We start from the raw sequence: 23,644 nt of genomic DNA on the forward strand, positions 1-23,644 counted from the left end.
GCGCCACGAGCCGCGCGCCGCGCAGCAGCGCCTCCGGCACCGCATCGGGGCTTGCCGCGTCGGCCGGCGCGAACACGAACGTGCCGCGCCACCCCGACAGGTGCCAGACCTCCTGCCCGTCCCACGCGAGCGATGCGTCCGGATGGGGCGTGCCGGTGCCGTCGTCGGCCGGCTCGCTGCTGTCGCCCGCTTCCCAGTAGACGACATCGCGATAAAGCCGCAAGCATTGCCCCGCGTGATCGACGCGCAATGCATGGGCATCGTGTGCGGCACGCAACTGCCGCATCATGTTGGCGAGCCGGGCGGCCGACGCGCCCGGCAAACCGAGCCGGCGCATCCAGAAGCGCAGCAGGTTCGCGCCACGCGTATCGTCGAACGCAACCAGTGCATCGCGTGACAGCGCCTGCCCGTCATCGCGCGCGGCAACGGCGAAGTCGAGTTCAGCCAGATCGTCGAGCAACCGCTGGGCGGCCGCCGCATGCTGGGCCGCGCGGCCCAGCGCGTCGCGAAAGCCCGGAAAATGCACGGCCAGCGCCGGCAGCACGTCGATGCGCAGCGCATTGCGCGCGTAACGCGTGTCGTTGTTCGATTCGTCGTCGATCCATTCGAGCGCGCGCTGCGCCGCATAACGCTCGAGTTGCGCGCGCAGCAATCGCAGCAGCGGGCGCACGCGCTCGACGCTCACGCCGTCGGGGCGGTAACGCGGCGCCATCGCGGCAAGCCCCGCGATCCCCGCGCCGCGCAACAACTGCAGCAACACGGTCTCGGCCTGGTCGTCCGCATGCTGCGCGAGCCACAGCGCGGCCGCGCCGTGGCGTTCGCACATCTCGTCGAGCGCCGCATAGCGCCGCTCGCGCGCCGTCGCCTCGACACCGAGGCCGCTGTCGCGCGGCACGTCAACGCACATCGATTCGAACGCGACGCCGAGCCCGGCCGCGCTCGCCTCGGCATGCGCAACCCAGGCGTCGGCGTTCGCACTCAGCCCGTGATGCACGTGCAGCGCGACGCAGCGCGACGCGCCCGCGACGCGCACGGCCGCATCGAGCAACACCGTCGAGTCGAGGCCGCCGCTGTACGCGATCGCGATGCGCGCATCGGGCGGCATGCCGGAAAGCGCAACGCCGACCGCGTCGAGGACGACGCGGTCGGCGGAGAATTCGGTCGGTGGGATCACGAGAGGAACGCGCGCGCAGCGGCGCGCGTAGTGAACACGCGGGCGGTCATGCGCCCGGCGTGGTTTCCTTGAACTTGCCGTAGGCCATCAGGCGCTCGAAGCGGCGCTCGCGCAGCGCATCGATGCTCATGCCCTGGAACTGGCGCAGCGAATCGGCGAGCGCTCGGCGCAGCAGCGCAGCCATGCCCTTCGGATCGCGATGCGCGCCGCCGAGCGGCTCGTTGATGATCTTGTCGATCAGGCCGAGCGCCTTCAGGCGGTGCGCGGTCAGGCCGAGCGCTTCCGCGGCTTCCGGCGCCTTCGCTGCGCTCTTCCACAGGATCGACGCGCAGCCTTCCGGCGAGATCACCGAGTAGGTCGAGAACTGCAGCATCATCACGGTGTCGGCCACGGCGATCGCGAGCGCGCCGCCCGAACCGCCCTCGCCGATCACGGTCGTGATGATCGGCGTCTTCAGCTCGGCCATCACGTACAGGTTGCGGCCGATCGCCTCCGACTGGCCGCGCTCTTCCGCGCCGATGCCCGGGTACGCGCCCGGCGTGTCGACGAACGTGAAGATCGGCAGCCCGAACTTCTCGGCGAGACGCATCAGGCGCTCGGCCTTGCGATAGCCTTCCGGACGCGGCATCCCGAAGTTGCGCGCGGCGCGTTCCTTCGTGTCACGGCCCTTCTGGTGACCGATCACCATGCACGGATGGCCGCCGAAGCGCGCGAGACCGCCGACGATCGACAGGTCGTCCGCGAATGCGCGGTCGCCGTGCAGCTCGTGAAAATCGGTAAACAGTTCCGCAACGTAATCGAGTGTGTACGGGCGCTGCGGATGCCGCGCGATCTGCGAAACCTGCCACGGCGACAGGTTCGCGTAGAGGTCTTTCGTCAGTTGCTGGCTTTTCTTCGACAGCCGCTCGATTTCTTCCGAAATGTCGACAGCCGAGTCGTCCTGCACGAATCGCAGCTCTTCGATCTTGGCCTCGAGTTCGGCGATCGGCTGTTCGAAATCCAGAAACGTGGTCTTCATGTGTTCGAATCCTTGGGTCTTGCGGCAGCGCGTATTCTACCCGCGCGGGCGACGCTCAAAACCGGCTCTCAACTATTGATGTTTAAAACCCGATAGCCGCCGCTCAGGCGTCGGCGTCGGGCGCATCGAGGCTGCGCCACATGTACCAGGTCGCGACGGTGCGCCACGGTTCCCAGTTGGCCGCGACTTCACGCGCCTCGCTGCGCGTGACGGGTTCCCCGCTGAAGTAATTGACACTGATCGCGCGGATCAGGCCCGGGTCGTCGAGCGGCAGGACATCCGGCCGCGACAGGTTGAAGATCAGGAACATCTCGGCCGTCCAGCGGCTGATGCCGCGGATCTGCGTGAGTTCCGCGATCACGTCCTCGTCGTCCATCGACGTCCATTTGTCGACGTGCAGCGCGCCCGACACGAAATGCTGCGCGAGATCGAGGATGTATTCCGTCTTGCGCTTCGACAGCCCGCACGCGATCAGCTTGTCCGCGCCGAGCCGGATCACCGGTTGCGGCGCGAGTTTCGGACAGGCGTCCCCGATGCGCGCCCACAGCGACTGCGCCGACGGCACCGAAATCTGCTGGCCGACGACCGAGCGCGCAAGCGTGACGAACGGGTCGCCGCGCTTCACGAGATGCGCGGGACCGAACTTCGGAATCAGTTTCTTCATGATCCGGTCGCGCTTGACGAGGTCAGCGCATGCCTTGTCCCAGTAAGCAGGACGCACGACGACCTCCTCGCCGTCCGCTTCGGACGCACGGGCCTTGCGGGCCGCGTCGGCGGCCGGCTGCGCGGCCGCAGGCTGCGCATGACCGTTGAGCGCGCCGTTCGGCACGGCGCGCGTTGCGTCCGTCTTCACTGGCGGCACGCGCTTGGCTGCCGGACGCGCGGCGACCGGGGTCGCGCGCCTGACCGGCGCTTTTCTGGCCGTTGCCATCTTGCCTCCTACCTGACGGATCGGTCAGTGGAACGCACCGCGCTCATACGCGACGCCATTCGGTCGATCCGCCCGGTTTGTCTTCAAGTGCGATACCGGTCTCGAGCAGTTCCGCCCGGATCCGGTCCGCTTCGGCATAGTCCTTCGCTTGCTTCGCCGCGACGCGCGCGGCGATCTTCGCTTCGATCTCGTCGGCGGCGAGCCCGCCCGCCTGCGCGGCACCCGACGCCTGCTGCAGGAACGCGCGCGGTTCGCGGCCCAGCAGGCCGAGCAGCCCCGCCAGCTGTTTCAGTTGCCGCGCGAGCGATGCGTCGCGCGTGCGATTCACCTCGCCCGCCAGCTCGAACAACGTCGCCACCGCGACCGGCGTGTTGAAGTCGTCGTTCATCGCAGCCGCGAAACGCTGCGCGTGCGGCTCGTTCCAGTCGAGCGCGAGCGTGTCGGCATCGACGTCCTTCAGCGCGGTGTAGAGGCGCGTGAGCGACGCGCGCGCATCGTCGAGATGCACGTCGCTGTAATTGAGAGGCGAACGGTAGTGCGTGCGCACGATGAAGAAACGCATGACTTCCGCGTCATAGCGCTCGAGCACTTCGCGGATCGTGAAGAAGTTGCCGAGCGATTTCGACATCTTCTCGTTGTCGACCTGCACGAAGCCGTTGTGCATCCAGTAATTGACGAACGTCTGGCCGGTCGCGCCTTCGCTCTGCGCGATCTCGTTCTCGTGGTGCGGGAATTGCAGGTCCTGCCCGCCGCCATGGATGTCGAAATGCTCGCCGAGCAGCGTGCAGCCCATCGCCGAGCACTCGATGTGCCAGCCCGGGCGGCCCATCCCGTACTTCGACGCCCACGACGCGCCTTCCGGATCTTCCGGCTTCGCCCGCTTCCACAGCACGAAGTCGAGCGGATCTTCCTTCGCGTCGTTCGCGGCGACGCGCTCGCCCGCGCGGAGATCGTCGAGCGACTTGCCCGACAGCTTTCCGTAGTTCGCGAACTTGCGCACCGAGTAATTGACGTCGCCGTCGGTCGCCTGATACGCGTAACCGTTCGTCTCGAGCGTCTCGATCATGCCGAGCATCTGCGGAATGAACGCCGTCGCACGCGGCTCGATGTCGGGCCGCTGGATGCCGAGCGCGCTTTCGTCGTCGTGCATCGCGCCGATGAACCGGTCGGTCAGCGACTTGATCGTCTCGCCGTTCTCGACCGCGCGGCGGATGATCTTGTCGTCGATGTCGGTGATGTTGCGCACATACGTGACCCGGTAACCGATCGCACGCAACCAGCGCTGGACGAGGTCGAACACGACCAGCATGCGCGCGTGGCCCACGTGACAATAGTCGTATACGGTGATTCCGCATACGTACATCCGCACCTCGCCGGGCTGGCGCGGCACGAAAACTTGCTTGTCACGCGCGAGCGTGTTGTAGATGCGCAGTGATTCCATAGAGATGAACCGTGAGCCGAAGGAAACCGCCCTGGCGAAGCTCGCCCAGCGTGTGAAACGGACGGACCATCTGCTGCGGCACCGGGCCGAGCGTCCTCGTATCACACGGGGCGGTCAGGCTGCAAGCACAGCGGTGACGGCCACGAGAGGCTAAGAAAGACTGTCTGCCGCTCGCCGGAACGCGCAGACGTTTTGTTAGAATGGCTCGGAGTATAACATTCCGATTTACGCCTATGAAACCTCATCGCGGCCGCGCGCAGAGCGCTGCGACCCTCGTTGCGACCACCGTCATGGGCGTCGCGCTGACGCTTTTCGCGGCCCCGGCGGCGCATGCGCAGAAGGCCCCGGCCACCGCCGACGGCACGCCCGAAATCGACGCGTCGATCGCCGGCAAGCAGTGGAAGCAGGCGCTCGCGCAGCTCGACGCGCGCATCGCTTCGAACCCGCACGACCTGCAGGCACAGTTCAAGCGCGGCACCGTGCTGGCCCGCCTCAACCGCGACGACGACGCGATCCAGCAGTTCGTCGCGATCACGCAGGCGTACCCCGAACTGCCCGAGCCGTACAACAACCTTGCTGCGCTTTACGCGAAGCATGGCCGATACGACGAAGCGCGCACCGCGCTCGTCACGGCAACGCAAGCGAACCCGAGCTACTCGCTCGCATACGAAAACCTCGGCGATCTTTACCTGCGCCTCGCGGCCGAGTCGTACAAGCGCGCGCAATCGCTCGGCCGCACGAGCGGCGCGACCGCGCAGCGCCTCGCCGATCTCCAGAAGATCGTGTCGCCGCCGAAGGCCGCGCCGAACGCCCGCGCGGCCTCACCGAGCACGCGCGACTACTCCGACCGCGCCGCCGCGAACGTGAGCACCACCACGCTGCCGATGTCGCCGACGTTCCAGTTCAGCGGTCCGTCGGGCGCACTGGCGGCGCCGTACGTCGCGCCGTCGCAATAAGCGGCGCGGCCTTCTTTCCCTCCCAACCTGAGGATCGCAATGAAACGTCTGTTGCTGGCGCTTGGCGGCGCCGCCCTTCTCGCGACCGCGACCGCACCTGCGTTCGCGCAATCGGCTACCGCGCACCCCGTCGTGCAGCTGAAGACCTCGCAGGGCGACATCCGCGTCGAGCTCTACCCGGAGAAGGCGCCGAAATCGGTCGCCAACTTCCTCGATTACGTGAAGGCCGGCCAGTACAACGGCACGATCTTCCATCGCGTGATCAAGGGCTTCATGATCCAGGGCGGCGGCTACAAGACCAACTTCGAGGAGAAGCCGACCCGCGCGCCGATCCCGCTGGAAAGCCGCAATGGTCTGAAGAACCTGACGGGCACGATCGCGATGGCGCGCACGAGCGATCCGAACTCGGCCACCGCGCAGTTCTTCATCAACACGGTCGACAACAGCGGCCTCGACTACCCGAACCCGGACGGCAACGGTTATGCGGTGTTCGGCAAGGTCGTGTCGGGTCTCGACGTCGTGAAGAAGATCGAAGGCGTCGCGACGACCTCGCGCGGCCCGATGCAGGACGTGCCCGCACAACCGATCGTGATCGAATCGGCGAGCGTCGTCTCGAAGTAAGAACCTGCCGGCACGTCCGGCGCCTCACGCGGCCGCGTCGCACGACCGGCCGCGTGCCATTTAAACCGCCTCACCGAAGGAATTCATCATGGTTGAACTGCATACGAACCACGGCGTGATCAAGCTCGAGCTCGACGCCGCGAAGGCACCGAAGACGGTCGAAAACTTCCTGAACTACGTGAAGAAGGGCCACTACGACGGCACCGTGTTCCATCGCGTGATCAACGGCTTCATGATCCAGGGCGGCGGCTTCGAGCCGGGCCTGAAGCAGAAGCCGACCGATGCGCCGATCGACAACGAAGCGAACAACGGCCTGAAGAACGACAACTACACGATCGCGATGGCGCGCACGAACGATCCGCACTCGGCGACCGCCCAGTTCTTCATCAACGTGAACGACAACGACTTCCTGAACCACTCGTCGCCGACGCCGCAAGGCTGGGGCTACGCCGTGTTCGGCAAGGTTGTCGAAGGCCAGGACGTGGTCGACAAGATCAAGGGCGTCAAGACGGGCAACGCCGGTTTCCATCAGGACGTGCCGGCCGACGACGTCGTGATCGAAAAGGCCGTCGTGGTCTGACGCACAGCACGTAACGGAGGCACTTCGATGTTGCAGGAGAGTCCGCCACGAAGCGTCTCCGCGGGCGTGCCGGGCGAGCGCGAATACGCGCAAGCCGCACGCCCGTTCCTGTTTCTCTCCGATCTGCACCTGAGCGAAGCGATTCCGAAGACGGTCGCCGCGTTCGAGCATTTCGTGAAATACACCGCCGACAGCGCCGACTCGGTGTTCATCCTCGGTGATCTGTTCGAATACTGGATCGGCGACGACATCCTCGACGACGATCCGTTCGCGGCCCGCATGGCCGCGCTGATGCACACGTTCTCGGAACGCGGAATTGCGCTCTACGTGATGCACGGCAACCGCGATTTCCTGCTCGGCCGTCGCTTCATGAAGGCAGCCGGTGCGATGCTGCTGCCCGACCCGTCGCTGATCATGGCGTTCGGCCAGCGCATCGTGCTCGCGCACGGCGACGCGCAATGCACGGCCGATCGCGGCTACCAGCTGTTCCGCCGCTTCGCACGCAACCGCGTCGCGCAATGGCTGTTTCTCGCGTGGCCGTTCCGCTGGCGCCGCGCGCTCGCGCAGCGCATGCGTTCAAACAGCGAAGCGGGCCGGATCCGCCCTGCTTCGGCGATTTACGATGTCACGCGTGAAGGGGTAGCCGCCCTGTTCCGGAAAAGCCGCGCGAGCGTGATCATTCACGGCCACACGCACCGCCCCGCGCGCCACAGCGAGCCGGGCGGCATTCGCTGGGTATTGCCCGACTGGGATCTCGACCACGGCAAGCCGCGCGGCGGTTACCTGCGTGTCGACGCGGAAGGTATCCACGCGATGCCGCTCGACTGACGCGGCGGCCGCGGCCGAACCGACCTGTTGCGACCGGCAGCGACCCGCATCGATCACATTACGCCTGGCGCTCGACCGTCTTGCCTTCCAGCACCGCCGACAGCCGGCGCAGGTCGAGGCGCGCTGCGTCGGCGCCCTGCAGCGTTTCCAGATGCGTGCCGAGCCGCTCGAGCGCCGCGACAATCTCGTCGACACGGCGGCTTTCCTTCGCAGCGTGATCGATCAGCCCGTGAATGGCGAGCGACATCGGATCGTCGGCATTCGGCGTGATCCCGTACGCGGAGAACGCCGCGCGTTCGGGCTGCGGCTTCGGCTGCGCCGGCATCACGATGCGCGCCGGATTGCCGACTGCCGTGCCGCCTGCCGGCACCGGCTTCACGACGACTGCGTTCGAACCGATCTTCGCGCCCGCACCGACCGTGAAACCGCCGAGCACCTTCGCACCCGCGCCGACGATCACGCCGGCCTCGAGCGTCGGGTGGCGCTTCGCGCCGCGCGTGAGCGACGTGCCGCCCAGCGTCACGCCCTGATAGATCGTGCAGTCGTCGCCGATGATCGCCGTCTCGCCGATCACGACACCCATGCCGTGGTCGATGAACACGCGCCGGCCGATCGTCGCGCCCGGATGGATTTCAATGCCGGTCAGGAACCGGCCGGCCTGTGACGCGAAACGCGCGAGCCAGTAGCGCTTCGCGCGCCAGCATGCGTGCGCGAAGCGATGCAGTACGAGCGCATGCAGCCCCGGATAACAGGTCAGCACTTCCCATGCACTGCGAGCGGCGGGATCCCGCTCGCGAATCGTTGCAACGTCTTCGCGCAGTCTCGTGAACATGATGGGGTCTGGGAAAAGGCCGGCGCGCATCGCCGGCAATGACCGGCCGTTATCGCGCCGGGTAATTTAGTTATGACGTTCGGCGATTGTAGGGCGAGTCGCGCACGGCCGCACGAGCCCGCGCGTTCACCCCGCCGACGGCGCGGGTATTCGGCCGGAACGCTTGCTGGCGTTGAGTTTGCGGGATGGCCGAACAGGCCGGACGATTCGGCCGGGCGCTTCCGGCGGCCGACGCAGCACCTGCCCGACAGGGAAACGGCCCCGCGCGCCGAGCCGTCCAGCGGCCCCTGCACTGCGCACCGGCCGCTTACGCGTCGCCGCCCGGTTTGCCCGATTTCAGCAGGATGTGCTTCGCGATACCGCGCAGGATATTGACCTCCTCACGCTCGAGGCCCGTGCGCGCGAACAGGCGCCGCAGCCGCGGCATCAGCTTCTTCGGGTTGCGCGGATCGAGGAAATCGAGTGCGATCAACGCGTTCTCGAGGTGCACGTACATCCGCTCGATCTCATCGCTCTGCGCGAGCGTGCCGGCTTCGGCCGGCGCTTGCGCGGATGGCTCGCTCGCCTGCTCGAGAAACGCGACGCGCAACTCGTACGCGAGCACCTGCACGGCCTGTGCGAGATTCAGCGAACTGTAGGCCGGGTTCGCCGGGATGTGCGCGAGCGCGCTGCACTGCTCGACGTGCTCGTTCGCGAGGCCCGTGCGCTCGTTGCCGAACACGAGCGCGATGTCGCCCGTACCGACCTGTGCGCACGCCTGCGTGGCGGCCGCGCGCGGCGCGAGACGCGGCGGCCCGTATTCGCGCGTACGCGCCGTCAATGCGATCGACCAGTGCACGCCGGACAGCGCGTCGCCAAGCGTCGGCACGACATGCGCGGAGGCGAGGACGTCGTCCGCGCCGCTGGCCATCGCGATTGCCTCGGGATCGCTCTGCACGTGCGGCACACGCGGCGCGACCAGCACCAGACGCGAGAAACCCATCGTCTTCAGCGCGCGGGCGGCCGCCCCGACGTTGCCGGGATGGCTCGGCTCGACGAGCACGAAACGGGTGGACGTGAAGCCGCCGGACGGCGGCCGGGACGAGGCCGCGCCCGGCTCGGACGGCGCGGCGGTGATCTGCGGGGTTTCCACTACGATACGACTCGGTTCATCAGAATGGCAGTATGGTATCGCCATCGCCGCGGCAAACCCACTCGTCCGGACGGATAGTGGGGGTTTCCCCGTATCCCGGTCGCCTGAAACCGCCAAAAATCGGGTAAAATCATGCCTTTACGCGTCGCGCTCCGTGCGGCGCGGGTCGTACCCCGTTCTTTGTCAATTCGCGTCTCACCTCGCCTGCCACGCTTGCGCCGTGCCGGGCGGTTGTTCCACTTCGTGGCGGCCCGTGCCGCCGGCTACAGGATCCAGGCTCATGCATCCCATGCTCAACATTGCTGTCAAGGCTGCGCGCCGCGCCGGACAGATCATCAACCGCGCGTCCCTCGATCTCGACCTGATCGAGATCCGCAAGAAGCAGCAGAACGACTTCGTCACCGAAGTGGACAAGGCCGCCGAAGACGCGATCATCGAGACGCTGAAGACCGCCTATCCCGACCACGCGATCCTCGCCGAGGAATCGGGCGAATCGGAGAACGAATCCGAATTCAAGTGGATCATCGATCCGCTCGACGGCACGACCAACTTCATCCACGGCTTCCCGTACTACTGCGTGTCGATTGCGCTCGAGCACAAGGGCGTCGTCACGCAGGCTGTCGTCTACGACCCGAACAAGAACGACCTGTTCACGGCCACGCGCGGCCGCGGCGCGTACCTGAACGACCGCCGCATCCGCGTCGGCCGCCGCGACCGCCTGTCGGACGCACTGGTCGGCACGGGCTTCCCGTTCCGCGAAAAGGACGGCCTCGATGCATACGCACGCCTCTTCACCGAAATGACGCAAGCCTGTACCGGCCTGCGTCGTCCGGGCGCAGCAGCACTCGATCTCGCGAACGTCGCGGCCGGCCGCCTCGACGCGTTCTTCGAGCAAGGCATCAACGTGTGGGACATGGCAGCGGGCAGCCTGCTGATCACCGAGGCCGGCGGCCTCGTCGGCAACTACACCGGCGACGCCGATTTCCTGCATCGCCATGAAATCGTCGCGGCGAACCCGAAGATCTACGCGCAGATGATCCCGATCCTGAACCGTTACACGCGCGTGCATCCGGCTGCGGAGTAAGCCCCGGCCGCGCCCGCGCGGCGCGGCTTTCGCGCACACCGCTCGCGGGCATCGTCACGACGGCGCACCGTTCGCCTCCCGGTTGCCGGGAGGCGGGAACATCTTCCCGCACAAGGGTCGCTTCGTGCGCCTATCCTGAAGTTGCTTGAGTTTGTCGGGGCCGGTCAGCGTACTGCCGCCCACACCGCCGTTCCCGCAATGACAATAAATGGCTTGCGTGCGGGTTTGCATGCGGCACGCCCGCGCGGCGGGCGACCCCGCCGGCCTGCCGGCCCCCGACCGTATCAACACCGCCACGACGCCGTGGCAATCGCATCCGAGTCCCCATGTTACGGCTAAGCGAAATTAAACTCCCCCTCGACCACCCCGAAAGCGCGCTCGAGGCCGCGATTCGCGCGCGCCTCGCGGAGCTTGGCGTGGCCGCGGACGAGCTCCTCCGTTACACCGTGTTCCGTCGTGCGCACGATGCGCGCAAGCGCGCCGACATCAAGCTCACGTATATCGTCGACGTCGAAGTCGCGGACGAAGCCGCCGCGATCAAGCGCCTCGCCGGGAAACCGCATTGCGGCGTGACGCCCGACATGGCGTACCACTTCGTCACGAAGGCGCCCGAGCACGGCAATTTCCTGCGCCCGGTCGTGATCGGCATGGGGCCGTGCGGCCTGTTCGCTGGGCTGATCCTCGCGCAGATGGGTTTCCGTCCCATCATCCTCGAGCGCGGCAAGGCCGTGCGCGAGCGCACCAAGGACACCTTCGGCCTGTGGCGCAAGAGCGTGCTCAACCCCGAATCCAACGTGCAGTTCGGCGAAGGCGGGGCCGGCACGTTTTCCGACGGCAAGCTGTACAGCCAGATCAAGGATCCCAACCACTATGGCCGCAAGGTGCTGGACGAATTCGTCAAGGCAGGCGCACCGGAAGACATCCTGTATCTGAGCCGGCCGCATATCGGCACGTTCCGCCTCGTCAGCATGGTGGAAAAAATGCGTGCGTCCATCCACGAACTGGGTGGTGAAGTGCGTTTCGAAACGCGGGTCGACGACATCGAGATCGATCAGGGCAAGGTACGCTCGCTGAAGCTCTCGAACGGAGAAACGCTGCGGTGCGACCACGTGGTGCTGGCCGTGGGCCACAGCGCGCGCGACACCTTCCAGATGCTGCACGATCGCGGCGTCTACATCGAAGCCAAGCCGTTCTCGCTGGGTTTTCGCATCGAGCATCCGCAGGGGCTGATCGATCGCAGCCGCTTCGGCAAGTTCGCGGGCCACAAGCAGCTCGGCGCGGCCGACTACAAGGTGGTCCACCATTGCAGCAACGGCCGCGCCGTCTATAGCTTCTGCATGTGCCCTGGCGGCACCGTGGTCGCGGCGACCTCCGAGCCGGGCCGCGTGGTCACCAACGGCATGAGCCAGTATTCGCGAGCCGAGCGCAACGCGAATGCGGGCATCGTCGTCGGCATCACGCCGGACGATTATCCCGGCGGCCCGCTGGCGGGCATCGCGTTCCAGCGCAAATGGGAAGAGCGTGCGTTCGAACTCGGCGGCGGCGATTACCGCGCGCCGGGTCAACTGGTCGGCGATTTCATCGCTGGCCGGCCGTCGACGTCGCTGGGCTCCGTGGAGCCGTCGTACAAGCCCGGCGTGAACCCGACCGATCTCAGCACCGCGCTGCCGGACTATGTGATCGAAGCGATCCGTGAAGCCCTGCCCCAGATCGACAAGAAGATCGCCGGCTTTGCGATGCACGATGCCGTGCTCACCGGTGTGGAGACGCGCACGTCGTCACCGATCCGGATTCGACGCAAGGACGATTACCAGAGCATGAACGTCGAAGGCCTGTATCCGGCCGGCGAAGGCGCCGGGTATGCGGGCGGCATTTATTCGGCGGCGATCGACGGCATCGAAGTTGCGCAGGCGGTGGCCCTCAGCCTGACGTCGGGACACGCGTCCTGACACGCAGGACAGAGTCGGCGTACGAAGGTCCGTGACCCGAGTACGCCGACTTTTGCACGTTCGCCGCGCCAATCTGTTTCATCGGCGCACCACCGCGGCGCGCTTTGGGCACGCCCGTCAAAACACACCGGGAATCAGCCGGTACCGGACCTTCGTCTTGTACGCACGATAATCGGCGTCTTCCGACAGCACCCGCTCTTCCAAACTGATTCGCCCGATCTGCAACAGCATCCAGATGCCGATCGCGAGCAGGTTTCGCGTACTGAAGTTTGCGAGCAGGAAACCGATTTCGGACAACAGATAACCGGCATAGATCGGGTGGCGCATGAACCGGTACGCTCCGGTCGAAACGACGCCGCGATTCGCCGGCAGCAAGCCGAACGAGCGCCCGAGCGACAGTTTCGCGAACAGTTGCCACGCAATCCCGCATATTTGCCAGGCGCCCCCTGCCCACTCCGGGATCAGTTGGGTACTGGCAGTCAGCTGATAGGTCAGGCAGTAGAACGAACCGCCCAGGGACAAGCACACTGCAACGGGATGCCAGTCGCGCCGTTTCGGCAATTTGGCAAAAGCCGACATGCCGACGGTCAGTACCGCGGATACCAGCAGCAGGACCAGCGTAATCCGGCTCGGGTCCAATCGCCACGGTATATAAATCAGATAGGCAAATACGCCCAGCACGGTCACTGACGACACGCGAGCACCAAGCTCGATCAGATTGATCCGCTCCGACTCCTCCGCGACCGTTGTAACGTGCGGCACCAGGGTACTTTGCGCGCACGCGCCCCCCGCATCCTGTATGGCCTGCTTCATGTTTGTGCCCCGAACTTACTGCGTTTTTATATATTGCCGTTTCAGACTAGCACGCTCCATTCATTGAAACCTGTCTAAGTTTCAGTTTTACGAGGTTGATTGGTGTAAGTCCCGAGAGCGTGGGCAAATATAAAGACCGAGTAACTGGATTACGCGGCCTGCCAAACGTTTCACAGTTCGTAGCGTTGCCCGGACGGACGAAATCGTCTGCGGTCGATGGTAACGAGTGGCTAGTCTTCCAGGCGAAAAAGGGGCCGAATGAGAGCCGCGGATCGGGTCGCCATGCTCGAAACCGACCGGCGACGCCACGCAGCCGGGTTCGAAGCCGCCGCACGCCGCCTGACGTCCAACCACACGCTGATATGCGGGGCGGCGTCAGCACGCAAGGGTTCGCGCGATCGTCCGCACCTGGCCAAACGGCGAACTTCGCGCGTACACATGGAAGCGACTGGTAAACTCGGGCAACCCAAGCAACAACTTCATGCCTGACCTATGACCACGCTGTCGCCCGAAGCCTTCGCCGGCCACACTCCAATGATGCAGCAGTACCTGCGCATCAAGGCCGACCATCCCGACACGCTTGTCTTCTACCGGATGGGCGACTTCTACGAGCTGTTCTTCGAAGACGCGGAAAAGGCCGCACGCCTGCTCGACCTGACCCTCACGCAACGCGGCGCATCCGCCGGCACGCCGATCAAGATGGCCGGTGTGCCGCATCATGCGGTCGAACAGTATCTCGCCAAGCTCGTGAAGATGGGCGAATCGGTCGCGATCTGCGAACAGATCGGCGATCCCGCCACGTCGAAGGGCCCCGTCGAGCGCAAGGTCGTGCGCGTCGTCACGCCCGGCACGCTGACCGATGCAGCACTGCTGTCCGACAAGAACGATGTCTACCTGCTCGCGATGTGCACGGGCCACAACAAGCGTGGCGTCGCGGTCAATGTCGGCCTCGCGTGGCTGAACCTCGCAAGCGGCGCGCTGCGGCTCGCAGAAATCGAACCCGAGCAGCTCGCTGCCGCGCTCGAACGCATCCGGCCGGCCGAGATCCTGACGCCGGACGGCGCAACCGACGCCGTGCCGGCAGGCGCAGGCGCAAGCAAGCGCGTGCCGGCGTGGCATTTCGACATCGCGTCGGGCACGCAGCGCCTGTGCGACCAGCTCGATGTCGCGAGCCTCGACGGCTTCGGTGCACATTCGCTGACGAGCGCGTGCGGCGCGGCCGGCGCGCTGCTGCTCTACGCAGCGGCCACGCAAGGCCAGCAGTTGCGGCACGTGCGCAGCCTCAAGGTCGAAAACGAAACCGAGTACATCGGGCTCGATCCGGCCACGCGCCGCAACCTCGAACTGACCGAGACGCTGCGCGGCACCGAGTCGCCGACGCTGTATTCGCTGCTCGACACCTGCTGCACGACGATGGGCAGCCGCCTGCTGCGTCACTGGCTGCATCACCCGCCGCGCGCGTCGGTCGCCGCACAGTCGCGCCAGCAGGCGATCGGCGCGCTGCTCGATGCACCGCCAAACGCAAGCCTCGATGCGCTGCGCAGCGCGCTGCGCCAGATCGCCGACGTCGAACGGATCACCGGGCGCCTCGCACTGCTGTCCGCGCGCCCGCGTGACTTGTCGAGCCTGCGCGACACGTTCGCCGCCCTCCCGACGCTGCGTGAGCGCATCAGCGCGATCGTCGCGAATGCGGACGCACTCACCCGCGTCGACGCGGCACTCGCACCGCCCGCCGAATGCCTCGACCTGCTGACGAGCGCGATCGCGCCCGAACCGGCTGCGATGGTGCGCGACGGCGGCGTGATCGCGCGCGGTTACGACGCCGAGCTCGACGAGCTGCGCGACATCTCGGAGAACTGCGGGCAGTTCCTGATCGATCTCGAAGCGCGCGAGCGCACGCGCACCGGCATCGCGAACCTGCGCGTCGAATACAACAAGGTGCACGGCTTCTACATCGAGGTCACGCGCGGCCAGACCGACAAGGTGCCCGACGACTATCGCCGGCGCCAGACGTTGAAGAATGCCGAGCGCTACATCACGCCCGAACTGAAGACATTCGAGGACAAGGCGCTGTCCGCGCAGGAACGCGCCCTGGCGCGCGAGCGCGCGCTGTACGACGCAGTACTGCAGGCACTGCTGCCGTTCATCCCCGAGTGCCAGCGCGTCGCATCGGCGCTCGCCGAACTTGACCTGCTCGCCGCATTCGCCGAACGCGCCCGTGCGCTCGACTGGGTCGCGCCGACCTTCACCGACGAGATCGGCATCGAAATCGAACAGGGCCGCCACCCGGTCGTCGAGGCGCAGGTCGAACAGTTCATCGCGAACGACTGCCGGTTCGGCACCGAGCGCAAGCTGCTGCTGATCACCGGCCCGAACATGGGCGGCAAGTCGACGTTTATGCGGCAGACCGCGTTGATCGCGCTGATGGCTTACGTCGGCAGCTACGTGCCGGCCAGGTCGGCATGCTTCGGCCCGATCGACCGGATCTTCACGCGCATCGGCGCGGCAGACGATCTCGCAGGCGGCCGCTCGACGTTCATGGTCGAGATGACCGAAGCCGCGGCGATCCTCAACGACGCGACACCGCAAAGCCTCGTGCTGATGGACGAGATCGGCCGCGGCACGTCGACGTTCGACGGCCTCGCGCTCGCGTGGGCCATCGCGCGCCACCTGCTGGCGCACAACGCGTGCTACACGCTGTTCGCGACGCACTACTTCGAGCTGACGCAACTGCCGGCGGAATTTCCGCAAGCGGCCAACGTCCACCTGTCGGCCGTCGAGCACGGCCACGGCATCGTGTTCCTGCACGCGGTCAACGAAGGGCCGGCCAACCAGAGCTACGGCCTGCAGGTCGCACAGCTCGCAGGCGTTCCGGCGCCCGTGATCCGCGCCGCGCGCAAGCACCTCGCGTACCTCGAACAGCAATCGGCTTCGCAGCACACGCCGCAGCTCGACCTGTTCAGCGCGCCGCCGGTGGCCGCCGACGATCTCGAATGCGCGGACGCGCCGGCGCTGCCCGACACACCGCATCCGGCGCTCGAAAAGCTGCGCGACATCGATCCCGACGATCTCAAGCCGCGCGAGGCACTCGACCTGCTGTACGAACTGCGCACGCTGGTCCGGTCGCACGATGCAGACGGACACGCGTAAGCGCGTCTCGCCGGGCCTGCCGGCCCGTGCGGCCGCCGCGCTCGTCGCGGCGTTGATCGCGTTCGCGCCGGCCGGTGCGCAGGCGGCACCGCCGAAGCGCAGCACCGCGCCCTACTCGTTCGCGGTCGTGTCGGGCGTGATCAACACCCCAGCGGACGAACCGGCTGCACAGCGGCTGCTCGACGCGATCGCGCGCGAGCGCAATCTCGCGTTCGTGGTGTATGCGGGCGATCTCAAGGGTTCGAAGGAAGCGTGCCGCGATGCACTGTATTCGCAGCGCGGCGCGATCCTGGATGCGGCACGCGTGCCGCTCATATTCATTCCCGGTCACGACGACTGGGCAACGTGCAACACCGTGGCCGGCGGTAGCTACGATCCGGTCGAGCGGCTCGACTTCCTGCGGCAGACACTGCTCGCCGATTCGGCACTGCCCGACCCCGGCGCGCTGCCGATCACGCGGGAAAGCGAAGTCGCACGGTTCCGGCCGTATCGCGAGAATGCCCGCTGGATGCGCGACGACATCGTCTACGTCGCGCTCAACGCGCCGGCGCCGAACAACCATTACCTGACGGCCGGCGGCCGCAATGGCGAATTCGAGGACCGCATCATCGCGAACGGTTTCTGGATCGACCACGCGGCCGAATACGCGAAGCGGCGCGAGGCGCGTGCGATGGTGGTGATGTTCGAAGGCGATCCGCAGTTCGAACGCTATGAACGCGCGGAACGCTTCGCATGGCTGCGTTTCAACCGGCCGCGCGTACGCGACGGCTTCCGTGAGTTGAAACGAACGCTGGTGAAGGCGGCGGCGACGTTCCGCGGCCCGATCCTGGTGATGCACGCGAGCGGCGAACCGCTGGCGAACGGCTTCCTGATCGACCGGCCGCTGCGTGCCGACGATGGTGAGCTGATAGGAAACGTGACGCGCGTCGCGATCGGACCGCGCCATCCGGCGAATCAGTGGGTCAAGGTGAGCGTGTCGCCGTCACGGCAGACAATCTTCAACGTCAGCCTGCAGGAGGTGCCGAAGAACCTGCCGGTGCCGCCCGCGCTGCCGCTCGTGCCGCACGACGACGTGCCGCTGCCACAGATGCCGGAAATCCCCGCGTTGCCGGCGCTGCCCGACTCGTCGTCGGTCGCGCCGCCGCTGCAGGGTGACGGCGCCGCCCCGGGCGGCGCGTCGTGGCCTGCGCCGCCCCCTGCATCGGGGCCGGCGCCCGGCGTGCCTGCAAGCTCAGTGCAGAGTACGCCCTGACGGCGCTTCGCCGTCTTCGTCTTCGTCATCGTCCTCGTCGACGATCTCGAGCCCTTCCGCGCCATGTGCGTGCTCATGCTCGATTTCGTCTTCGGTGGCTTCGCGAACGTCCTTCACGGTCAGCGCGAAACGCAGCGCCATGCCTGCCAGCGGGTGATTGCCGTCGAGCACGACCTTGTCTTCGGCGACGTCGGTGACCGTGTAGATCAGCGAATCGACTTCCTCGTCGCCGTCTTCCGGCGTGCCCTCGAACTGCATGCCCACTTCGAGCGGCTCGGGAAAACGATCGCGCGGCTCGATCTTCACGAGTTCGGGATCGTAGTCGCCGAACGCGTCCTGCGGCTCGAGCTGGACCTGCGCCTCGTAGCCCGGCTCGTGGCCGTCGAGCTGTTCCTCGATCTTGGGGAACGTGCCATCATAGCCGCCGTGCAGATAAACCATCGGCTCGTCGCTTTCCTCGATCAGATTGCCCTGTGCATCCGACAGCTTGTAAGTGACCGACACGACGGTGTTTTTTGCGATTTTCATCCAATTCTCCCAAATACAAGTCTCATTATACGATGCGCAACCGGTCTCAAGCCGAACCGCGGGATGCCGCTGCCGCCCCGTTCGGCGCGCCGCCCTCCGATCTTCCCACACCGCTGCTTGGCGGTCTTACGCCGACGCAATTCATGCGCGGCTACTGGCAGAAGAAGCCGCTCCTGATCCGCCAGGCGATCCCCGGCGTCGCGTCGCCGGTCTCGCGCGACGCGCTGTTCGAGCTCGCCACCGACTATGACGCGGAATCGCGACTGATCACCCATTTTCGTAACAAGTGGCAACTGGCTCACGGCCCGTTCGAACCGGGCTCGCTGCCGGCCGTCACGCGCAAGGCCTGGACCCTGCTCGTACAAGGGCTCGACCTGCACGTCGACGCGGCGCGCGCGCTGCTCGACCGCTTCCGCTTCATCCCCGACGCGCGGCTGGACGACCTGATGATCTCGTACGCGACGGACGGCGGCGGCGTCGGCCCGCATTTCGATTCATACGACGTCTTCCTGCTGCAGGTCGAGGGCCGGCGCCGCTGGCGCGTCGGCGCGCAGAAGGACCTGTCACTGCAGCCGGACGTGCCGCTGAAGATTCTCGAAAACTTCGAGCCCGGCGACGAATGGGTGCTGGAACCCGGCGACATGCTGTACCTGCCGCCGCACATCGCGCACGACGGCGTGGCCGAAGGCGAATGCATGACCTGCTCGATCGGCTTCCGGGCACCGTCCGCAGGCGAACTGGGCGCCCAGTTCCTGTACTATCTCGCGGAGCGTGGCGGCCTGCGGGATGGGTGCGGCGACGACCTCTACCGCGACCCGAAGCAGCCGGCCGTCGACACGCCCGCGCAACTGCCTCCGGCGATGGTGGAGCGCGTCGCGGAGATCGTCGACGCGATTCGCTGGCGCAAGCGCGACGTCGCGGAGTTTCTCGGCTGCTACCTGAGCGAGCCCAAACCGAACGTCGTTTTCGACCCGCCCGCGCGCCCGCTGTCCGAGGCCGCGTTCGTCACGCAAGCGTCACGTCGTGGCGTGTGTCTCGACAGAAGGGCCGCATTGATGTATAACGCGCGCTCGTACTTCATTAATGGCGAGGAAGGACCGCTCGAGCAGGCCAGCGAATGGCTGCCCGAACTGGCCAATCAACGCCAGATGGAGGCGAAACGGTTTGTAACACTATCCCGGGCTCCCTCAATGACAGCTTTATTGCACGAGTGGTATCGTGCGGGCTGGATACGGGTCGGAAACCGGAATTAGTGTGAGTCGCCCCGTATGCCCGTACAGATCAAATTCTGTATGGGAAAGACAACGTATTGACCCCGCATTTGTCGACGGTCGATAGGAAAGTGCATATAATTTCCGCCCAAGCCGTAGGGAAGATTCACGCTCTAGAAGTGCATCTCCACCAGCGGCCCAGGTCGGTGTTGGAGCACATTACCGGTATTGTTTCGCGCTGTTGCTTACCTTTAACCATAAAAGGACGTGATCATGAAGAAATCCCTCCTCGTAGCTTCCCTGTTGGCTGCTGTTGCACTGGCTGCTTGCAACAAGAGCGCTGATCAAGCTGCTTCGTCGGCTGCAAGCGACGCGGCTGCTGCTGCTTCGTCGGCTGCTTCGGCAGTTGCTGGTGCTGCGAGCGACGCTTCGGCTGCTGCTTCGTCGGCAACGGCTGCTGCGAGCGACGCTGCTGCTGCAGTGGCGTCGGCTGCTTCGGCAGCGACGGCTGCTCCGGCTTCGGGCGCAAGCCAGTAAGCCTCAGCGTCAGCTGAAAAAAAACCGGCCCGAGGGCCGGTTTTTTTACGTCTGCCGTTTTCGCGCCTGTCGCCCGGCAGTCATACGGGGCCGCCGCAGCGGCCCTGCCCCGCTCACCCGAGCGCCAGCCAGTCGAAGCCCGCGTCCTGCGTGGCCACGATCACGTCCTCCCCGTTCGTCCCCAGTACGCCGCCAAACGCCTGGCGGACCAGTTCCGGCAGGTTGTTCTGCTGGCTCAGGTGCGCCCCGACCAGGTGCCGAAGGCGGCTGCGCTCAAGCGATGCGAGGATGGCCGCCGCTGCGTCGTTGCTCAGGTGGCCGTGGTTGCCGCCGATGCGCGCCTTCAGCGACTGCGGATAGCGGCTCGCGGCCAGCATTGCGGTGTCGTGGTTGGATTCGAGCACCAGCGCGTCACAGCCGCTCAGTACCGTCGTGATGTGCGGCGTGGCCATGCCGACGTCCGTCAGCACGCCGAGCCGGCTGCAGCCGTCCATAAAGACGAACTGGAGCGGCTCGCGCGCGTCGTGAGGGACCGTATAGGGCATCACGGCCAGATCGCGTATCGCGGCCGTCTCGTCGCCCCACAGCACGTGGAGGTCGACATCGGCCTCGTCCGCGCCGACAGCGCGCGCGGTACCCCAGCTCATATAGAGCGGCAGCGACGCCCGGCGAGCGAGCGTCAGCGCACTGCCGACGTGGTCGCTATGTTCGTGGGTAATCAGGATCGCATCGAGATCGCCGATGCAGAGATTCAGACGGCCGAGCCGACGCTCGACCTCCTTGGCGGAAAAGCCGCAGTCGAGCAACACGCGGGTGGTCGTCGTGCCGCTCGAGGCCTCGACGACCAGCGCGTTGCCTTCGCTGCCGCTTCCGAGGCTGGCGAATCGCACGCGCTCAGTTCAGCTGCGCGTGGAGCAGCGAAATGATCCGCTGCGCGTCCGACGAGTTGTCGACCTGGCCGTTTGCGCCGATCACTGCGACCTGCGTGCCGCCGTTGCCTTGCGCGCGTACGTTGACCAGGAATTCCTTGCCCGGCTTCGCGGCGGCCGGGCCGCCGTAGAACAGCTTGCCGAACAGGCCGTCACGCTTCAGCTCTTCCATCGAATTCGCATAGCGCACGGTGTACACGCCCTTCTCGCGGTCGCGATTGTCGACCGTGAAGTTGGTCCGGTCGAGCGCCAGGCCCACCCGCAGCCATGCGCGGTCGAACGACTCGGCCAGCTGCAGCGTTGCCGCGCCGTTGCTCGTGTCGCTGACCTGCGCCGGCGCCGTCGCGGGGCGTGCATCGGTCAGCAGCTGCTTCGCCTGCGCATCGGTCAGGCCGAACTTCTGCATCAACTTCGACAGGAACACAGCTTCCAGCACCGGGTTGCGCGGACGCTCCTCCCAGCGCGACGACGTGCCGCCCTGCGGGCCGACCATCATTTCTTCCATCGCGCTGTGCGTGATCGAGATGTCGGTGTTGCCGTCCGACGTGCGGTTCACGAGCGTACGGAAGCGGTCGCGCGTACCGGACGAGTACGCGAAATCGATGACCTTGCCGATCGTGCGGCGGAACCAGTCGTCGGGAATGTTCGCGCGGTTTTCGGCCCAGTCGGTGGCCATGATGCCCGTCGACGGCGCGTCGGTCTTCAGCGAGAAACCGTTCTCCTGCCAGAACTCCTTCAGGATCGGCCACAGCTGCTCGGGCGTCCGGCCGTCGACGACGAGCCAGCGGCGGTCGCCGTCGCGCTCGATGTGCATGCCGAACGGATCCTGCGCGCTCGGGATGCCGTCGGTCGCGTTGCCGGCCTGGGTCGTGGCCCGCGGCGGCAGCGTGCCGAGGCCGGCGTTGCTCGGCGGCGCGACGAACTGCTGCGTCGTCGGTACCGGCTTCAGATCGCTCGGCACCGCGAGCGGCGGCGCCGAACCGGTGTTCTTGTAGTTGACCCGGTCGGGGGCCAGATAGTCGTTCAGCGTATCGCAGCCGGCGAGCGCGCCCAGCGCCAGCGCCACCACCGACATCTGGATGGCGCGAGAGGAAAAGGCGAAACGTTTCATGAAATCCTTCGTCTTGCTAGAACGCTCGTCAGGAGCGGCGCCGGACGGAGCCGGCCGGTGCGGGTTGATCAGGGTACGAGCCGGCGGCCGCAGGACGCGGCCGCCTCGGCATCAGGCGAGGACGCCGGCCTCGACGAGGGCCGAACGCACGGCATCGTGGCAGCGCTCGTCGAGCGCCGTGAGCGGCAGCCGGATGCCGCCCTGCATCTTGCCCATCGCCTGCAGCGCCCACTTCACCGGAATCGGGTTCGCCTCGATGAACAGGTTCTTGTGCAGCGACAGCAGCTTCATGTGCAGTTCGCGGGCCGTCTGGACGTCGCCGGCCAGCGCTGCACGGCACAGTTCGCTCATCGCGCGCGGTGCGACGTTCGCCGTGACCGAGATGTTGCCGTGGCCGCCGAGCAGCATCAGCGCGATAGCCGTCGGATCGTCGCCGCTATAGATCGCGAAATGCTTCGGTGCAGCCTTGATCAGGTGCGCGGCGCGATCGATGTTGCCGGTTGCTTCCTTCACGCCGATGATGCCCGGGACTTCCGCGAGGCGCAGCATCGTCTCGTTCGCCATGTCCGCGACCGTGCGGCCCGGCACGTTGTACAGGATCACCGGCAGGTCGACCGCTTCGGCGATCGTCTTGAAGTGCCGGTACATGCCTTCCTGCGTCGGCTTGTTGTAGTACGGCACGACCTGCAGCGTCGCGTCCGCGCCGACGGCTTTCGCGTGCTTCGTCAGCTCGATCGCCTCGGCGGTCGAGTTGCCGCCCGCGCCCGCGATGATCGGGATGCGTTTCGCCGCATGCTCGACCGCCGTGCGGATCATCAGGATGTGCTCTTCGACGTTGAGCGTTGCCGACTCGCCGCTCGTACCGACCACGACGAGCGCATCGGTGCCTTCCGCGATATGCCAGTCGATCAGTTTGCGAAACGCCGGCAGGTCGAGACTGCCGTCTTCGAGCATCGGGGTGACGATCGCGGGGATGCTGCCGCGGATTTGAATGCCGTCTTGGGTGCCGTTAGCCATGAAACGCGATTGAGATTATGTACCGGTAAACGTTGAGATTGTAGCGGATTAGCCGGGCAGTTCGTAACGTGGAATTCCCGCCCCCGCCTTCGGGGTCGCGCCCTCGCGCACTGCGCAGAGACGCTGGACGAACGCCTCGCGCGGCGCGGCAACGAACCCGTCCTCGTACGCAACCACCCGCAGGCGGCCGTGCACGGCGTCCAGCAGCTCGCCCGGGGCGAGCAGGAACGCGGGGTTGGACGGTTTACCGACCGATTCGTTTCCTTGCGCGAAGGTTTCGTAGATGAGCACGCCGCCCGGCGCCACCGCATCGAGCAGATGGGGCCAGAGCGGACGATGCAGATAATGGGTGACGATCACCGCCGAAAACTGGTCGCCGGCCGGCAATGGCCACGGCGCGCCTTCGAGATCGGCGTCACGGGCGTCGACGCCCGGAATCGCGCGCAACGCGGCCAGCGCGACCGGGTCGCGGTCGAGTGCGACGACCGGATGCCCGCGCGACGCGAACCAGCGCGCATGGCGGCCGCCGCCCGCGGCGACATCCAGCACC

Annotated in this window: 23 protein-coding genes; 11 read left to right on the plus strand and 12 right to left on the minus strand. The window is 66.3% G+C overall.

Annotation, left to right across the window (positions count from 1 at the left end; translation table 11 throughout):
* The 4 genes from tilS to cysS all read right to left on the minus strand — a co-directional run.
* A partial coding sequence (tilS, locus tag L810_RS33535; protein WP_042977226.1) for a tRNA lysidine(34) synthetase TilS occupies positions 1-1,174 on the minus strand: 1,174 nt, incomplete at its 3' end.
* A 46-nt stretch (positions 1,175-1,220) separates the two neighbouring features.
* The gene (locus L810_RS33540; protein ID WP_006478433.1) at positions 1,221-2,192 is read right to left on the minus strand and encodes an acetyl-CoA carboxylase carboxyltransferase subunit alpha; all 972 of its coding nucleotides are present in this window, start codon (positions 2,190-2,192) and stop codon (positions 1,221-1,223) included.
* Positions 2,193-2,295: 103 nt separating this feature from the next.
* Complete coding sequence (locus L810_RS33545) at positions 2,296-3,123, minus strand: DNA-3-methyladenine glycosylase family protein (RefSeq protein WP_021162657.1); 828 nt, start codon at positions 3,121-3,123, stop codon at positions 2,296-2,298.
* Between the two features lie 43 nt (positions 3,124-3,166).
* Positions 3,167-4,564: a cysteine--tRNA ligase gene (gene cysS / locus L810_RS33550; protein ID WP_021162658.1), complete on the minus strand. Its 1,398-nt coding sequence runs from the start codon at positions 4,562-4,564 to the stop codon at positions 3,167-3,169.
* 233 nt (positions 4,565-4,797) lie between these two features.
* On the opposite strand from cysS, the gene L810_RS33555 reads away from it, so the two are divergent.
* The 4 genes from L810_RS33555 (at position 4,798) to L810_RS33570 (ending at position 7,549) form a co-directional block, all read left to right on the plus strand.
* On the plus strand, positions 4,798-5,520 hold the full coding sequence (locus L810_RS33555) for a tetratricopeptide repeat protein (protein WP_021162659.1): 723 nt from the start codon (positions 4,798-4,800) through the stop codon (positions 5,518-5,520).
* A gap of 39 nt (positions 5,521-5,559) precedes the next feature.
* On the plus strand, positions 5,560-6,141 hold the full coding sequence (locus L810_RS33560; protein WP_021162660.1) for a peptidylprolyl isomerase: 582 nt from the start codon (positions 5,560-5,562) through the stop codon (positions 6,139-6,141).
* 88 nt (positions 6,142-6,229) lie between these two features.
* Entirely contained in the window at positions 6,230-6,721 is a 492-nt protein-coding gene (locus L810_RS33565) for a peptidylprolyl isomerase (protein WP_006751616.1), read from the plus strand.
* Between the two features lie 27 nt (positions 6,722-6,748).
* The gene (locus tag L810_RS33570; RefSeq protein WP_021162661.1) at positions 6,749-7,549 is read left to right on the plus strand and encodes a UDP-2,3-diacylglucosamine diphosphatase; all 801 of its coding nucleotides are present in this window, start codon (positions 6,749-6,751) and stop codon (positions 7,547-7,549) included.
* Between the two features lie 58 nt (positions 7,550-7,607).
* On the opposite strand, the gene cysE is transcribed toward L810_RS33570, so the two are convergent.
* Positions 7,608-8,381: a serine O-acetyltransferase gene (cysE, locus tag L810_RS33575; protein ID WP_021162662.1), complete on the minus strand. Its 774-nt coding sequence runs from the start codon at positions 8,379-8,381 to the stop codon at positions 7,608-7,610.
* 307 nt (positions 8,382-8,688) lie between these two features.
* On the minus strand, positions 8,689-9,513 hold the full coding sequence (locus L810_RS33580; protein WP_021162663.1) for an RNA methyltransferase: 825 nt from the start codon (positions 9,511-9,513) through the stop codon (positions 8,689-8,691).
* 280 nt (positions 9,514-9,793) lie between these two features.
* Between L810_RS33580 and L810_RS33585 the strand changes: the two genes are divergently transcribed.
* Positions 9,794-10,597: an inositol monophosphatase family protein gene (locus tag L810_RS33585; RefSeq protein ID WP_021162664.1), complete on the plus strand. Its 804-nt coding sequence runs from the start codon at positions 9,794-9,796 to the stop codon at positions 10,595-10,597.
* A 326-nt stretch (positions 10,598-10,923) separates the two neighbouring features.
* A complete protein-coding gene (locus tag L810_RS33590; protein ID WP_042977230.1) occupies positions 10,924-12,546 on the plus strand; it encodes an NAD(P)/FAD-dependent oxidoreductase in 1,623 nt (540 codons plus the stop codon).
* Positions 12,547-12,663: 117 nt separating this feature from the next.
* On the opposite strand, the gene L810_RS33595 is transcribed toward L810_RS33590, so the two are convergent.
* A complete protein-coding gene (locus L810_RS33595; RefSeq protein ID WP_042977232.1) occupies positions 12,664-13,359 on the minus strand; it encodes a methyltransferase family protein in 696 nt (231 codons plus the stop codon).
* Positions 13,360-13,851: 492 nt separating this feature from the next.
* On the opposite strand from L810_RS33595, the gene mutS reads away from it, so the two are divergent.
* Positions 13,852-16,509 carry a DNA mismatch repair protein MutS gene (mutS, locus tag L810_RS33600; protein WP_021162670.1) on the plus strand — a complete coding sequence of 886 codons (2,658 nt, stop codon included), beginning with the start codon at positions 13,852-13,854 and terminating at the stop codon, positions 16,507-16,509.
* On the plus strand, positions 16,490-17,761 hold the full coding sequence (locus L810_RS33605; RefSeq protein WP_021162671.1) for a hypothetical protein: 1,272 nt from the start codon (positions 16,490-16,492) through the stop codon (positions 17,759-17,761). Before mutS ends, L810_RS33605 begins: the two co-directional genes overlap by 20 nt.
* On the opposite strand, the gene L810_RS33610 is transcribed toward L810_RS33605, so the two are convergent.
* Positions 17,741-18,289 (minus strand): FKBP-type peptidyl-prolyl cis-trans isomerase, encoded by a 549-nt coding sequence (locus tag L810_RS33610; RefSeq protein ID WP_042977234.1) that lies wholly within the window; start codon positions 18,287-18,289, stop codon positions 17,741-17,743. The two genes, L810_RS33605 and L810_RS33610, sit on opposite strands and share 21 nt — an antisense overlap.
* Before the next feature lie 32 nt (positions 18,290-18,321).
* Here L810_RS33610 and L810_RS33615 point away from each other — a divergent pair, with 32 nt between their 5' ends.
* Genes L810_RS33615 through L810_RS47695 form a run of 3 tightly spaced genes read left to right on the plus strand, consistent with a single transcriptional unit; the run spans position 18,322 to position 20,037 of the window.
* The gene (locus tag L810_RS33615) at positions 18,322-19,542 is read left to right on the plus strand and encodes a cupin domain-containing protein (RefSeq protein ID WP_042977236.1); all 1,221 of its coding nucleotides are present in this window, start codon (positions 18,322-18,324) and stop codon (positions 19,540-19,542) included.
* A 56-nt stretch (positions 19,543-19,598) separates the two neighbouring features.
* The gene (locus tag L810_RS49670; RefSeq protein ID WP_075122947.1) at positions 19,599-19,844 is read left to right on the plus strand and encodes a hypothetical protein; all 246 of its coding nucleotides are present in this window, start codon (positions 19,599-19,601) and stop codon (positions 19,842-19,844) included.
* Complete coding sequence (locus L810_RS47695) at positions 19,774-20,037, plus strand: hypothetical protein (RefSeq protein ID WP_021162672.1); 264 nt, start codon at positions 19,774-19,776, stop codon at positions 20,035-20,037. Before L810_RS49670 ends, L810_RS47695 begins: the two co-directional genes overlap by 71 nt.
* A 113-nt stretch (positions 20,038-20,150) precedes the next feature.
* Here L810_RS47695 and L810_RS33625 read toward each other — a convergent pair whose 3' ends face one another.
* The 4 genes from L810_RS33625 to L810_RS33640 all read right to left on the minus strand — a co-directional run.
* Positions 20,151-20,927, minus strand: a complete 777-nt coding sequence (locus tag L810_RS33625; protein ID WP_027786988.1) for an MBL fold metallo-hydrolase — start codon at positions 20,925-20,927, stop codon at positions 20,151-20,153.
* A gap of 4 nt (positions 20,928-20,931) precedes the next feature.
* Complete coding sequence (gene bamC, locus L810_RS33630) at positions 20,932-22,077, minus strand: outer membrane protein assembly factor BamC (protein WP_021162673.1); 1,146 nt, start codon at positions 22,075-22,077, stop codon at positions 20,932-20,934.
* Positions 22,078-22,188: 111 nt separating this feature from the next.
* Entirely contained in the window at positions 22,189-23,094 is a 906-nt protein-coding gene (gene dapA / locus L810_RS33635) for a 4-hydroxy-tetrahydrodipicolinate synthase (protein WP_021162674.1), read from the minus strand.
* 48 nt (positions 23,095-23,142) lie between these two features.
* Positions 23,143-23,644 (minus strand): class I SAM-dependent methyltransferase (locus L810_RS33640; protein WP_042977238.1); only part of this gene is annotated, 502 nt, incomplete at its 5' end.

This window comes from Burkholderia sp. AU4i (assembly GCF_000466765.1).
GTDB classification, from domain to species: Bacteria; Pseudomonadota; Gammaproteobacteria; order Burkholderiales; family Burkholderiaceae; genus Burkholderia; species Burkholderia cepacia.

Excerpts from the sequence above, each read along its gene's own strand:
- L810_RS33540 (WP_006478433.1), bottom strand. The coding sequence starts at position 2,192 with ATGAAGACCACGTTTCTGGATTTCGAACAGCCGATCGCCGAACTCGAG.
- L810_RS33545 (WP_021162657.1), bottom strand. The coding sequence starts at position 3,123 with ATGGCAACGGCCAGAAAAGCGCCGGTCAGGCGCGCGACCCCGGTCGCC.
- cysS (WP_021162658.1), bottom strand. The coding sequence starts at position 4,564 with ATGGAATCACTGCGCATCTACAACACGCTCGCGCGTGACAAGCAAGTT.
- L810_RS33555 (WP_021162659.1), top strand. The coding sequence starts at position 4,798 with ATGAAACCTCATCGCGGCCGCGCGCAGAGCGCTGCGACCCTCGTTGCG.
- L810_RS33560 (WP_021162660.1), top strand. The coding sequence starts at position 5,560 with ATGAAACGTCTGTTGCTGGCGCTTGGCGGCGCCGCCCTTCTCGCGACC.
- L810_RS33565 (WP_006751616.1), top strand. The coding sequence starts at position 6,230 with ATGGTTGAACTGCATACGAACCACGGCGTGATCAAGCTCGAGCTCGAC.
- L810_RS33570 (WP_021162661.1), top strand. The coding sequence starts at position 6,749 with ATGTTGCAGGAGAGTCCGCCACGAAGCGTCTCCGCGGGCGTGCCGGGC.
- cysE (WP_021162662.1), bottom strand. The coding sequence starts at position 8,381 with ATGTTCACGAGACTGCGCGAAGACGTTGCAACGATTCGCGAGCGGGAT.
- L810_RS33585 (WP_021162664.1), top strand. The coding sequence starts at position 9,794 with ATGCATCCCATGCTCAACATTGCTGTCAAGGCTGCGCGCCGCGCCGGA.
- L810_RS33590 (WP_042977230.1), top strand. The coding sequence starts at position 10,924 with ATGTTACGGCTAAGCGAAATTAAACTCCCCCTCGACCACCCCGAAAGC.
- L810_RS33595 (WP_042977232.1), bottom strand. The coding sequence starts at position 13,359 with ATGAAGCAGGCCATACAGGATGCGGGGGGCGCGTGCGCGCAAAGTACC.
- mutS (WP_021162670.1), top strand. The coding sequence starts at position 13,852 with ATGACCACGCTGTCGCCCGAAGCCTTCGCCGGCCACACTCCAATGATG.
- L810_RS33605 (WP_021162671.1), top strand. The coding sequence starts at position 16,490 with ATGCAGACGGACACGCGTAAGCGCGTCTCGCCGGGCCTGCCGGCCCGT.
- L810_RS33610 (WP_042977234.1), bottom strand. The coding sequence starts at position 18,289 with ATGAAAATCGCAAAAAACACCGTCGTGTCGGTCACTTACAAGCTGTCG.
- L810_RS33615 (WP_042977236.1), top strand. The coding sequence starts at position 18,322 with ATGCGCAACCGGTCTCAAGCCGAACCGCGGGATGCCGCTGCCGCCCCG.
- L810_RS47695 (WP_021162672.1), top strand. The coding sequence starts at position 19,774 with ATGAAGAAATCCCTCCTCGTAGCTTCCCTGTTGGCTGCTGTTGCACTG.
- bamC (WP_021162673.1), bottom strand. The coding sequence starts at position 22,077 with ATGAAACGTTTCGCCTTTTCCTCTCGCGCCATCCAGATGTCGGTGGTG.
- dapA (WP_021162674.1), bottom strand. The coding sequence starts at position 23,094 with ATGGCTAACGGCACCCAAGACGGCATTCAAATCCGCGGCAGCATCCCC.